Source organism: Bradyrhizobium sp. LA6.1 (assembly GCF_040547805.1).
Lineage (GTDB): Bacteria > Pseudomonadota > Alphaproteobacteria > Rhizobiales > Xanthobacteraceae > Bradyrhizobium > Bradyrhizobium barranii.
In genome coordinates, this window is record NZ_JBEPQK010000004.1 from 287,530 (window position 1) to 299,656 (window position 12,127).

The following is a 12,127-nucleotide window of genomic DNA, read 5'->3' on the forward strand; positions in this document are numbered from 1 at the left end:
AGTTGAGAAAAAGGCCGACACCAAAATTTCACCTTTGTTAAGCTATTGGCAACCGGTACCGGGCCTCCTGAAGGCGGATTTTCGGCCGGACAGGTAGGGTATGATGCAATCAGTGGCAGCGCTGGCGAAACGTGCTGGATTTGTGACCGGCGCAATCATGCTTGCGGCCGCTGTGCTGCTGCCTGTAAGCGCGCACGCCCAGGCGCAGAACGGCTTGTCGAACCTGTTCGGCGGTATTTTCTCCGGCTCGAATCCGGCGCCCTCGCAAGCCCCGCCCGGCCCCGGCGGCGCCTTGCCATGGACCGGCGAGGACGGCGCCTCCGGCCACCCGTTGATGACGGCCGCCGCGATCCGCGAGGCCGCCTCCAACTTCAACAATTGCGTCGCGGGGATGTGGCCCGATGCCGCACGGCGCAACATCACGCAGGAGAACTTCCAGCGCTTCACGGCCGGGCTGTCGCCTGATCTGCGCATCATGGATCTGATGGATTCGCAGCCGGAGTTCACCAAGTCGATCTGGGACTATCTCGACATCCTCGTGAACGACAACCGCCTCGCCAAGGGCCGCGAGGTCCTCGCCAAATACAAGGCGCAGTTCGACGCCACCGAAAAGGCCACCGGCGTCGACCGCTACATCATCGCCTCGATCTGGGGCATCGAGTCCAATTACTCGACGCAGATGGGCGACCGCAGCGTGCTGCAATCGACCGCGACGCTCGCCTGCATCGGCCGCCGCCAAGCCTATTTCAGGGACGAGTTTCTCTCCGCGCTGGAGATCCTCAACCGCGGCGATCTGAGGCCGGAGCAGATGCGCGGCTCCTGGGCCGGCGCCTTCGGCCCGACCCAGTTCATGCCGACCGCGTTCAAGCGCTTTGCCGTGGATGGCGATGGCGACGGACGGCGCGACGTCGTCGACAATCCCACCGATTTGATCGCCTCGACCGCCAACAATCTGAAGAAGGACGGCTGGCAGGCCGGCCAGACCTGGGGCTACGAGGTCGTGGTGCCGCAGGGCTTCAACTACATGCTGGCCGATCGCGCCAAGGCGATGACGATCCCGCAGTGGGAGAAGCTCGGCCTCAAGCGCCCGGCCAACCAGCCCTTCCCGCATCCGGCCGAGAAAGCCTATCTGCTGGCGCCCGCCGGGGCGCAGGGCCCGGGCTTCCTGATGCTGCAGAATTACCGCGTCATCATGAAGTACAATCCGGCCGAGGCTTATGCGCTGGCAATCGGCCATTTCGCCGACCGCCTGCGCGGCGGCCAGCCCTTCGTGCAGCCCTGGCCGCGGCAGGAGCGCGAGCTGTCCCGCACCGAACGGCTGGAACTCCAGCAGCTGCTGGTCCAGCGCGGCTTCTACAAGGGCACCCCGGACGGCCAGTTCGGCGGCCAGACCCGGGAGGCGCTGCGCAATTTCCAGGCCTCGATCGGGGTCCCCGCCGACGGATTTGCCTCCTCGGACGTGCTGGATCGCCTCCGCGGGCGGTAAAACCGCCCCGAAAGTAACCCTGAACAGGGATTTTGCCCGATCGCCTTGACGGGGACGGCTGTTCCCCGGTGTATGGCAGAAGAATCTGCAAAGAGAATCTGCCCGTTTGGCGCCTGATTCCGCTATTATATCCAGCCTGTCCCAATCCCCATTGCGCGTGCCTGAGATCGCATGTCGAAAAAGTCCCTGTTCAAGGCGCTGACCGAGACCGGCCCGCTGATCGCGCTGGGGACGGCGCTTGCGATCCTGGTCTCCGTTGCGGGACCCGCCTCGGCGCAGTTCTTCAACTTCCCCGGCTTCGGCGGCCCGCCGCAGCGGCAGGCCCCGCCACCGCGGAACGGTGGAGGCGGCGGCTGGTTCGGTGGCGACTTCTTCGCGCCATTCCAGCAGCAACAGCCGCAGGCGCCGCGCCAAGATTTTTCGCGTGCGCCGGCACCAGCCAAGCGCGACACCACGCCCGACAAGAACGTGCTGGTGATCGGCGACGCCATGGCCGACTGGCTCGCCTACGGCCTCGAAGACGCCTACACCGAGCAGCCCGACATGGGCGTGATCCGCAAGCACAAGACCACGTCCGGCCTGATCAAGTACCAGCCGAAGGGTGAGCCCGCGGACTGGGCGGCGGCAGCGAAGGGCATCCTCGAGACCGAGAAGCCTGATGTGATCGTCGTCATGCTCGGCCTCAATGACCGCATCTCGATCCGCGAGGCCGCGCCCGACAAGGCGACGGACAAGGACAAGAAGAACGACAAGGGCGCGCGCGCCAAGCCACCGGCCAAGCCGGGCGATGCTAAACCCGACACGGCCGCCAAGCCGGACGACAAGCCCGCCGACGCCGACCTGCCGCAGGACGATGCCGACAACGCCGACACGCCGGCGGTCGCAGCGCCGGAGAAGACCGCGCGCAACCCGAACGGCCTCTACGAATTCCGCGACGAGCGCTGGGTCGAACTCTACGGCAAGAAGATCGAGGAGTTGGCCAACGTCCTCAAGTCCAAGGGCGTGCCGGTGCTCTGGGTCGGCCTGCCCGCGATCCGCGGCCCCAAGGGCACTGCGGACATGCTGTTCCTGGATTCGCTCTATCGCGAAGGCGCGGCCAAGGCCGGCATCACCTATGTCGATGTCTGGGACGGCTTTGTCGACGAAGCCGGCCGCTTCCTCCAGAAGGGCCCGGACTTCGAGGGCCAGATCCGCCAGCTCCGCAGCTATGACGGCGTCTATTTCACGAAACCCGGCGCACGCAAGCTCGCCCACTATGTCGAGCGCGAGATCACGCGCCTGCTCGCCGGACGCTCCGGCCCGATTGCGCTGCCGAGCGAGCCTGCGACCCCCGACACCAGCGCCGAGCCCGGCAAGCCCGCGCCGCGGCCGCTAGCGGGACCGATCGTGCCGCTGGTTGCGGCCTCGATCTCGGCCGATCAATTGCTGGGCGGACCGGGTTCGCGTCCCGCTGCCGTGGATGCGCTCGCCGCGAAGACGATGGTGAAGGGTGAGCCGCTGGCCGCGCCCGCCGGCCGTGCCGATGATTATGCCTGGCCGCGCCGCGAAGTCGGCCGCGAGCAGGCCAAGGGTGATACGCCGATGGCTGCGACGACGCCCGACGGCAGCGCCACTCCCAGCACACCGGGTGCAGCCGCCGCGATCGCGCCGCCAAGGCTCGCGCCGAAGAAACCGCCGGTACAGCAGCAGCCGCAGCAGCCGGCCCAGGCAACGCCGGCATTCCGCGATTTCTTCGGCTTCGGCTCTCCGCAGCCACCGCCGCGTCAATTCGCACCGGCGCCGCGTAATCCCAATCCCGCGATCCCGCGCCCGCCTGGTAACGTCGGGCGATCGGCGGAGATGTTCCGGTAGTTTTTCTGAATTGAGATCTGGTGTCCCGGACGCGCTGCAGCGTGTAACGCTGCTGCGCAGAGCCGGGACCCGGCACTGCGACATTCACCAAAGAATGGGCCCCGGCTCAGCAAAGCGGCGTTACCGGACGATGCTACGCATCGCCTAGGCCGCATTGCGTCCGGGGCACGAAAAATTCGGGCGGTGGCTCAGCCGTAATAGCGCCAGCGCGGCGGCGGGCGACGGGCGGGACGCGACATCAGGAGCGCGAGTGCGAAGCCGATACCGCCGGCGATCAGCAGCGCACCGAGCGGATTGTCCTGAACCTTCTTGGCAATCGCCTGCGAACCGTCGCGCAAGGTCTCGGCCGGCTTGTCGTAGGCGTCCTTGGCGTAGCCGGCCGCAGTCTCACCGGCGTCGCGCACGGCATCCTTGGCCTGGCCGTAGAGATTCTGCACGGTGCCGGCGGCTTCCCGCGCCTTGCCTGACGCCTGTGTCTGCGCATCGCCAGCGAGATCACCGACGGCGCCTTCTGCGCGCCCAGCGAATTCCTTGGCCGATCCGACGATCCGATCCTTGTCCATGTTGCTCCTCCTCGGGGGTCAACCCAAGTAACCGATCAGGAGCAGCGCAGTTCCAAGCTTCCGCGAAAGTGTGTAGGCCGCGGATTACGCTCCCGCCTGCGCTCTTCGGGTTACGGCGGGCCAGTCGCTCCATCCGGGCTACAGGATGAGCCCGCCATCGACGACCAGCGTCTGGCCAATGATGTAGGACGACAGCGGCGAGGCCAGGAACAGCGCCGCGCCCGCCATGTCAGCCGGCGTGCCCAATCGCCGCAGCGGAATGCGTGACAGCGCGCCTTCGAGCCGCTTGGGATTGTCGGTGGTCACCTTCGTCATCTTGGTGTCGACGAGGCCGGGCGCGATACCGTTGACGCGGATACCATCCTCGGCCCAGGCCTCGCCCAGCGTCCGCGTCAATCCGACTGCGCCGGTCTTCGAGGCGTTGTAGGCGGGATTGCCCATGGTGGAATGATAGGCTGCGGTCGAGGACACCATGATCAACGCACCCTTGCTATCGCGCAGCATGGAGTGAAACCGCGTCGCGCAGGCCATCAGGCTCATCAGATTGACCTCGACGACCTTGCGGAAGCCGGCCATCTCGAACTCGCCGCGGCGATAGAGCACCGCACCCTGCGCGAGCACGAGCACATCGAGACGATCGAAGGACGGCGTGAACGCTTCCACCGCGCCGGCGTTGCCGACGTCGAGCTGCGCATAGGAAAGACCCGTGAGATCGGAGCCTTCTTGCGCCGAATATTCCGCAGGATGAGCACGCGTGCCGCAGACTGCAACTTGCGCGCCCCTGGTGCGAAAGGCTTGCGCGATGCCGTTGCCGATACCGCTGGAACCGCCGACCACCAGCACCTGCTTGCCTGAGAAATCGAGCTCGCTCGCCATCGCGGCCTCCCCTTTTGTTTTGCTTGTTTGACCTGTCTGCGGATCGATGCCAGCCTTGTCCATCTCATAACAAGAAACAAGAGACGCGAGGAAACGGCATGTCCGAATTCAAGGAGCTCAGCCGGTCAGTGAAGGGCCTGACCGTTCTCGTCACGGGTGCGGCGAGCGGCATGGGGCGCGCGACCGCGCGCGTGTTCGCCGCTGAAGGCGCGAACGTTGCCGTCACCGACTTTGACGAGCAGGGCGCGCTGTCCGTTGCCAAGGAGATTGCCGCGAACGCCGGATCCGCGAAGGCGTGGAAGCTCGATGTCGCCGATGGCGGCGAGATCAAGCGCGTGGTTGGCGATGTCGCGGCGCATTTCAGCGGGCTCGACATCATCGTCAACAATGCCGGCATCTCCGTGCGCGTCGCGATCGACGACGAGGCTTACGAAGACGCCTGGGCCAGGGGCATCGCGGTGATGCTGACGGCGCATCCGCGCATCATCCGCGCCGCGCTGCCGCACCTGCGCAAGTCGAAGAGCCCGCGCGTCGTCAACATCGCCTCGACCGAGGCGCTCGGCGCCACCGCATTGCACAGCCCCTATTCGGCGGCGAAGGGCGGCGTGGCGAGCCTCACGCGCTCGCTCGCCGTCGAGCTCGGCCGCGAGGGCATCACCGTCAACTGCATCTGCCCGGGCCCGATCCGCACCGCCATCACCGACCGCATCTCCGAAGAGCACAAGACCATCTACGCCAAGCGCCGCACTGCACTGGGTCGCTACGGCGACCCCGAGGAGGTCGCGCATATGACGCTGAGCCTGTGCCTGCCGGCTGCGTCTTTCCTCACCGGCGCGGTGATCCCTGTCGACGGCGGCTTGATGGCGCGCAACGCGTGAGAGCCATGACGCTTAAGAGATATGCGCGCCGAGCGTTGACAACGCCGGTCGCGGGAGTAGCTTTTTCACCGGCAGAGCGGGACCAACCGCTCGCGGTTCGCGGGAGAAACACCATGACGATCGCCATCCGGCAGCTTCAAAAACATTTTGTCGGCGAGGTTTCCGGCCTCGACCTGCGAAAGCCTCTCACCGAGGCCGAGGCGCGCGAGATCGAGGCAGCCATGGACAAATATGCGGTGCTGGTCTTCCACGACCAGGACATCACCGACGAGCAGCAGATGACCTTCGCGCTGAATTTCGGCCAGCGCGAGGACGCGCGCGGCGGCACCGTGACCAAGGAAAAGGACTACCGGCTCCAATCGGGCCTCAACGACGTCTCCAATCTCGGCAAGGACGGCAAGCCGCTGGCGAAGGACAGTCGCGCGCATCTGTTCAACCTCGGCAACTGCCTGTGGCATTCCGACAGCTCGTTTCGCCCGATCCCCGCAAAATTCTCGCTGCTGTCGGCGCGGGTGGTGAACCCGAAGGGCGGCAATACCGAGTTCGCCGACATGCGCGCGGCCTATGACGCGCTCGATGACGACACCAAGGCCGAGATCGAGGATCTCGTCTGCGAGCACTCGCTGATGTATTCGCGCGGATCGCTCGGCTTCACCGAGTACACCGACGACGAAAAGCAGATGTTCAAGCCGGTGCTGCAACGCCTGGTGCGCACCCATCCGGTGCATCGCCGCAAGTCGCTGTACCTCTCATCGCATGCCGGCAAGATCGTCAGCATGAGCGTCCCCGAAGGCCGGCTGCTGCTGCGCGATCTGAACGAGCATGCGACGCAAGGCGAGTTCGTCTACGTCCACAAATGGAAGCTGCATGATCTCGTGATGTGGGACAACCGCCAGACCATGCATCGCGTCCGCCGCTACGACCAGTCCCAGCCCCGCGACATGCGCCGCGCGACGGTGGCGGGGACAGAGCCGACGGTACAGCAGCAGGCGGCGGAGTAGGCGTCACACCCCGCTGGACGTGGTCATCGCCCGGCTTGACCGGGCGATCCAGTACTCCGAGACGGTTGTGATGGAATCGATAGGCCGCGGCGTACTGGATGCCCCGGTCAAGCCGGGGCACGACAGCGGAGGGTGGCGCGGGACACCGCAAACCGTCGCAGCAGCTGCTACACAGCTACGCGTGTCCCGCATCGTTCGAGAGCATGCCGGGATCGATGCCGATCTTGCGCAGCGCGCGTCCGTACTTCTCGTCGACATCGTCGCCGAAGATCAAATCCGAATCCGCATCGCAATGCAGCCAGCCATTGCTCTGGATTTCGGTCTCGAGCTGGCCCGGCGCCCAGCCGGCATAACCAAGCGCGAGGATGGCGTGCTTCGGGCCGGAGCCGTTGGCGATCGCCCGCAGGATGTCGACGGTCGCGGTGAGGCAGACGCCGTCGTCGATCCGGAGCGTCGCGTTCTCGATGTAGAAATCGCTGGAATGCAGCACGAAGCCGCGGCCGGTATCGACCGGCCCGCCACGCAGCACCTTCATGCTTTCGGCGTTCTCCGGCAGCTTGATGTGCTCGCCCTTCTTGATGATGCCGAGCTGCTGCAACAGCTCGGGGAAGTCGATGCTGCCGGCGGGATGATTGACGATGATGCCCATCGCGCCCTCGGCGGAATGCGCACAGAGATAGATCACCGAGCGCTCGAAGCGCTCATCGCCCATCACGGGCATCGCGATCAGGAGCTGGCCGTCGAGATAGCCGGCCGAGCTGGGAAGCGCGGGGGCCGCGCTGCGGGTGCTTTCGCCCGTCCTTTTGCCTGTGGGAGCCATCGGTGAAGCACTCCGGTTTCGATTCCTATCCTGATGTCGGGCCGGGCTGCTGTCAAATCAAGGCTTGCATAGACTGGATTCAGGTGCATCCATCACAAGCAATTCAATGGTTTGCCCAGGGGCGACCCTGTAAAGACGTGCCATGCTGACAAGAGTTCCCCTGCATGCGGCGTTTGGCGTCGCAACAACCCTGCTTGCGTCGTCGGTGACGCTCGCAGCCCGCGCCGACGACGCTTCGCCCTGGCAGCGCGACGGCCATTCCGCAGTGCGATTGCTGGCGGGATCGCGCAGCGGCGCCGTCCTGCTCGGCGGTATCGCCTTCCAGCTCCAGCAGGGATGGAAGACCTACTGGCGCATCCCCGGCGATTCCGGCGTTCCGCCGCGGTTCGATTTCTCCAAATCGGACAATGTCGAAGCGGTGACGGTGATGTGGCCGGCGCCGCTGAAATTCGATGACGGCGCGGGCGGGCATTCGATCGGCTATCACGGCCAGATCGTGCTGCCTCTGCGCATCGTGCCCAAGGCGCCCGACAAGCCGGTGACGCTGCGTGCCGAGATCAACTACGCCGTGTGCGAGAAGCTCTGCGTTCCCGTCGAGGCCAATGTCGAGCTCGGCTTCAACAACGTCGCCTCGACCGAGGACGCCAATCTGCGTGCCGCGCTCGACACCGTGCCGAAGCCTGCCACGATCGGTGATCCCAATCCGCTGACCATCCGCGACGTCAAACGTGACGGGCCCAAGAATGTGGTGGTCGACGTGGTCGTGCCTGACAGCCGCGGCGTCAATTTGTTCGTGGAAGGGCCAACGCTCGATTGGGCGTTGCCGATTCCGGCGCCGGTCGAGCGCAGCCCACCCGGCGTGCAGCGATTTTCCTTCGAACTCGACGGACTGCCGCCGGGCGCCAAGCCCGACGGGGCGGCGCTGAAGTTCACGCTCGTCGCGCCCGAGAAGTCGTACGAGTTCAATACGAATTTGGAGTGAGCCGGAGCTGTCGTCCCAGCGATAGTCGGTACAACGGCAAGTGAGTTGCTCTGCTGGCGCCCCACATTCCGCTGTCGTCCCAGGCGCGCGCAGCGCGAGCCCGGGACCCATAGCCACAGGGAGTGGTTTGGCGAAGACTCGGAGTTACCAGCCAGCGCAACAACTTCTCCCTGGGGTTATGGGTCCCCGCCCCCCGTGCGCAATTGCGCACTAGGCGGGGACGACGCCGGTGGCTGGAGCGGCAGCATGCCTCACCCAACCCAATCTTAACGAATGGTTGCTAATCCCCAAGGGCTACCGCATCAGGCCTGCCGCAGCATGCGGGACGCCTGATACGGACGCCCTGGGGATCTCGAATTGGCCGTGATGGATGCAGAACCCGCTACGACCGGACCTGCCGGCCTCATCGCGCGGCTGCGCGCGAAGCTGACGGGCGGGTCGAACGAAGCGTCGCTGACGCGGCGGCTGGCCGGCACCATCTTCATCATCCGGGTGATCAGCGCGGGACTTGCCTATTTCTCGCAGGTTCTGCTCGCGCGCTGGATGGGGACGTCCGACTACGGCATCTATGTCTATGTCTGGACCTGGGTGCTGCTGCTCGGCAGCATGATGGATTTCGGCATCTCCGCTTCAGCGCAAAAGATCATTCCGGAGTATCGCACCAGCGGCGAGCATGCGCTGCTGCGCGGCTTTCTCTCCGGCAGCCGCTGGCTGACCTTTGCCGCGTCCACGCTGGTGTCGCTGGCGCTCGCCGGTATCGTCAAGCTGCTCTCGCCCTGGATCGATCCAGCCGAGGTGCTGCCGCTCTATATCGGCTGCATGACGCTGCCCGCCTTCGTCGTCGCCAACACCCAAGACGGCATCGCGCGCTCGCATGACTGGATGCAGCTCGGCCTGATGCCGCAATTCATCATCCGCCAGGCGCTGATCATCGGCATCACGGCCGCTGCCTTCCTGCTCGGCTATCACCTCGGCGCGGTCGCCGCGATGGTCGCGAGCGCCGGCGCGGTGTGGATCGCGATGACCGGGCAGATGGTGGTGCTGAACCGCAAGCTCGCCGATCACATCGAGCCGGGCCCCAAGACCTACGACATCGGCGGCTGGCTCGCCGTCTCGCTGCCGATCCTGCTGGTCGAGAGCTTTTACCTGCTGCTGTCCTATACCGACGTGCTGGTGCTTCAGCAGTTCCGCCCATCGGACGAGGTCGGTGTCTATTTCGCGGTGGTGAAGACGCTCGCCCTGGTCTCGTTCATCCACTACGCGATGTCGGCGACCACAGCGCATCGCTTCGCCGAGTACAACGCGCTCGGCGACAAGGCGCGCCTGTCGGCCTATGTCGCGCATGCCATCAATTGGACGTTCTGGCCGTCGCTGGCAGCGACCATCGTGTTGCTTGCGCTCGGCAAGCCGCTGCTCTGGCTGTTCGGCCCGCAATTCACGGTCGGCTACGACATCATGTTCGTCGCCGCGATCGGCCTCGTGGTGCGCGCCGCGATTGGACCGGTCGAGCGCCTGCTCAACATGCTCGGCCAGCAGAAGATCTGCGCGCTGGCCTACGCGCTGGCCTTCGTGATGAACCTCGTACTCTGCATCGCGCTGGTGCCACGCTTCGGCGGTCACGGCGCCGCGGCCGCGACCTCGATCTCGCTGACATTCGAGACGGTGCTGCTGTTCTGGATCGTGCGCCAGCGGCTCGGCCTGCACGTGCTGGCGTTTGGCAAATAGGCGCTGCCACCCGGGTTGCCGGCCTGGAGAATGGCTGTTTCGCGCCTTGCGCGGCGGCGACTGAAACCCCCTCCCCGCCCGCCGCCTGTAGCAAGATTTTTCTTATTCAACCGAAGCGATTGCACTTCAGGGAAATTTTATTCTACGTCGTATTGCCCAACCGACGAGATAAACCTAAGATTCCCAGACATGATTGATCCGCTCTATGTCGTCTCCGGATTTGGCGTCGGCCTGCTTGTCGGGATGACCGGCGTGGGTGGCGGCTCGCTGATGACGCCGCTGCTGATCCTGCTGTTCGGCATCCACCCCTCCACCGCCGTCGGCACCGACCTGCTCTATGCCGCCGCCACCAAGACCGGCGGCAGCGTGGTGCATGGCTGGTCGCGGAGCGTGCACTGGCCCGCGGTGCTGCGGCTCGCCTGCGGCAGCATCCCGGCGAGTGCGCTAACGCTGCTCCTGCTGTGGAAGCTCGACCTCAGGAGCGATTCCGAGCGCAGCCTGGTCAACCTGGTGCTGTGCTTTGCACTGCTGCTGACCGCGACCTCGCTGATCTTCCGCAAGGCCCTCATGGAGCGCTATCGCGGCCGGCTGGAGCGTGTCGACGATCGCACCACGGCGATCGCGACCGTCGTCACCGGCATCGTGCTCGGCGTTCTGGTGTCGATCTCGTCCGTCGGTGCCGGCGCGGTCGGCGTCACCGTGCTGCTGCTGCTCTATCCGCGCCTGCCGATGGCGACCATCGTCGGCTCGGACATCGCGCATGCGGTGCCGCTGACGCTGGTCGCGGGCATCGGACATTGGGCGCTTGGCGATGTGGATTGGGCCCTGATGGGCGTGCTGCTGCTGGGCTCGCTGCCCGGCATCATCGTCGGCTGTCTCAGTGCGACGCGCGTCCCCGAGACGGTGCTGCGCCTGACGCTTGCCTGCGTGCTGTTCGTGGTCGCAGGCAAGATCATGTTCGCGGAGCTGAACCTGTCGTCCGCGATCGTGACGGCGCTGGCCTGGACGCATTAGGCCGGCCACCCGCCCTAGCTGTCATCGCCCGGCTTGACCGGGCGATCCAGTACTCCAGAGCCTAACGTTGGCGAACTCGCTCTTGCAACTTCCGCCGCGGCGTACTGGATGCCCCGGTCAAGCCGGGGCATGACACCGGTCGTTACTCCGCCGTCCAGCCGCCGTCGATCGACAGGTTGGTGCCGGTGATCTGCGCGGCATCGTCGCCGCACAGGAACAGCGCGAGCGCTGCGACCTGCTCGGAGGTGACGAACTCCTTGGTCGGCTGCGCGTCGAGCAGTACGTCGTTGATGACCTGCTCGCGCGTGAGGTTGCGCGCCTTCATCGTGTCGGGGATCTGCTTCTCCACCAGCGGCGTCCAGACATAGCCGGGGCTGATGCAGTTACAGGTGATCTTGTGGGTCGCGACCTCGAGCGCCACGGTCTTGGTCAGTCCGGCGATGCCGTGCTTGGCCGACACATACGCGGACTTGAAGGGCGAGGCGACCAGCGAGTGCGCCGACGCCGTGTTGATGATGCGGCCCCAACCCTTCTTCTTCATGCCGGGCACCGCGGCGCGGATGGCGTGGAAAGCCGAGGACAGGTTGATCGCGATGATCTGGTCCCACTTCTCGACCGGGAACTCCTCGATCGGCGAGACGAACTGGATGCCGGCATTGTTGACGAGGACGTCGACGGAGCCGAACGACTTCTCGCCGAGTGCGATCATCCCGGCGATCTCGGCGGGCTTGGTCATGTCGGCCGGCGAATACACCGCCTTCACGCCGAAGTCGGACTCGATCTTGGCGCGCTCCTTCTCGATGTCCTCCGGCGAGCCGAAGCCGTTGATGACGACATTGGCGCCGGCGGCGGCGAAGGCGCGCGCATAGGCGAGCCCGATGCCGCTGGTCGAACCGGTCACGACGGCGTTCTTGCCTGACAGACTACCCAT

Annotated in this window: 11 protein-coding genes; 7 read left to right on the forward strand and 4 right to left on the reverse strand. The window is 65.6% G+C overall.

Annotated elements, in window-relative coordinates:
• Nucleotides 1–100 precede the first annotated feature (100 nt).
• Both ABIB99_RS11945 and ABIB99_RS11950 read left to right on the forward strand, forming a co-directional pair.
• Complete coding sequence (locus ABIB99_RS11945; RefSeq protein WP_354175911.1) at nt 101–1,486, forward strand: lytic murein transglycosylase; 1,386 nt, start codon at nt 101–103, stop codon at nt 1,484–1,486.
• Between the two features lie 171 nt (nt 1,487–1,657).
• Nucleotides 1,658–3,337 carry an SGNH/GDSL hydrolase family protein gene (locus ABIB99_RS11950; RefSeq protein ID WP_354175912.1) on the forward strand — a complete coding sequence of 560 codons (1,680 nt, stop codon included), beginning with the start codon at nt 1,658–1,660 and terminating at the stop codon, nt 3,335–3,337.
• A gap of 188 nt (nt 3,338–3,525) precedes the next feature.
• Here the strand turns inward: ABIB99_RS11950 and ABIB99_RS11955 are convergent, their stop codons facing one another.
• Together ABIB99_RS11955 and ABIB99_RS11960 are read right to left on the reverse strand one after the other, a co-directional pair.
• Complete coding sequence (locus ABIB99_RS11955; protein ID WP_063981006.1) at nt 3,526–3,900, reverse strand: CsbD family protein; 375 nt, start codon at nt 3,898–3,900, stop codon at nt 3,526–3,528.
• Nucleotides 3,901–4,038: 138 nt separating this feature from the next.
• Nucleotides 4,039–4,776, reverse strand: a complete 738-nt coding sequence (locus tag ABIB99_RS11960; protein WP_354175914.1) for an SDR family NAD(P)-dependent oxidoreductase — start codon at nt 4,774–4,776, stop codon at nt 4,039–4,041.
• Between the two features lie 98 nt (nt 4,777–4,874).
• On the opposite strand from ABIB99_RS11960, the gene ABIB99_RS11965 reads away from it, so the two are divergent.
• Both ABIB99_RS11965 and ABIB99_RS11970 read left to right on the forward strand, forming a co-directional pair.
• Nucleotides 4,875–5,654: an SDR family NAD(P)-dependent oxidoreductase gene (locus tag ABIB99_RS11965; protein ID WP_354175915.1), complete on the forward strand. Its 780-nt coding sequence runs from the start codon at nt 4,875–4,877 to the stop codon at nt 5,652–5,654.
• 113 nt (nt 5,655–5,767) lie between these two features.
• Nucleotides 5,768–6,655, forward strand: a complete 888-nt coding sequence (locus ABIB99_RS11970; RefSeq protein ID WP_354175916.1) for a TauD/TfdA dioxygenase family protein — start codon at nt 5,768–5,770, stop codon at nt 6,653–6,655.
• 175 nt (nt 6,656–6,830) lie between these two features.
• Here ABIB99_RS11970 and ABIB99_RS11975 read toward each other — a convergent pair whose 3' ends face one another.
• Nucleotides 6,831–7,475 (reverse strand): YqgE/AlgH family protein, encoded by a 645-nt coding sequence (locus tag ABIB99_RS11975; protein WP_063981003.1) that lies wholly within the window; start codon nt 7,473–7,475, stop codon nt 6,831–6,833.
• A gap of 142 nt (nt 7,476–7,617) precedes the next feature.
• On the opposite strand from ABIB99_RS11975, the gene ABIB99_RS11980 reads away from it, so the two are divergent.
• From ABIB99_RS11980 to ABIB99_RS11990, 3 genes are all read left to right on the forward strand, one after another.
• Nucleotides 7,618–8,457: a protein-disulfide reductase DsbD domain-containing protein gene (locus ABIB99_RS11980; RefSeq protein WP_208088814.1), complete on the forward strand. Its 840-nt coding sequence runs from the start codon at nt 7,618–7,620 to the stop codon at nt 8,455–8,457.
• Nucleotides 8,458–8,814: 357 nt separating this feature from the next.
• Nucleotides 8,815–10,182 carry a flippase gene (locus ABIB99_RS11985; RefSeq protein ID WP_502917495.1) on the forward strand — a complete coding sequence of 456 codons (1,368 nt, stop codon included), beginning with the start codon at nt 8,815–8,817 and terminating at the stop codon, nt 10,180–10,182.
• 189 nt (nt 10,183–10,371) lie between these two features.
• Nucleotides 10,372–11,196, forward strand: a complete 825-nt coding sequence (locus ABIB99_RS11990; RefSeq protein WP_354175918.1) for a sulfite exporter TauE/SafE family protein — start codon at nt 10,372–10,374, stop codon at nt 11,194–11,196.
• Between the two features lie 142 nt (nt 11,197–11,338).
• Here the strand turns inward: ABIB99_RS11990 and ABIB99_RS11995 are convergent, their stop codons facing one another.
• The gene (locus ABIB99_RS11995) at nt 11,339–12,127 is read right to left on the reverse strand and encodes a 3-hydroxybutyrate dehydrogenase (RefSeq protein WP_028148408.1); all 789 of its coding nucleotides are present in this window, start codon (nt 12,125–12,127) and stop codon (nt 11,339–11,341) included.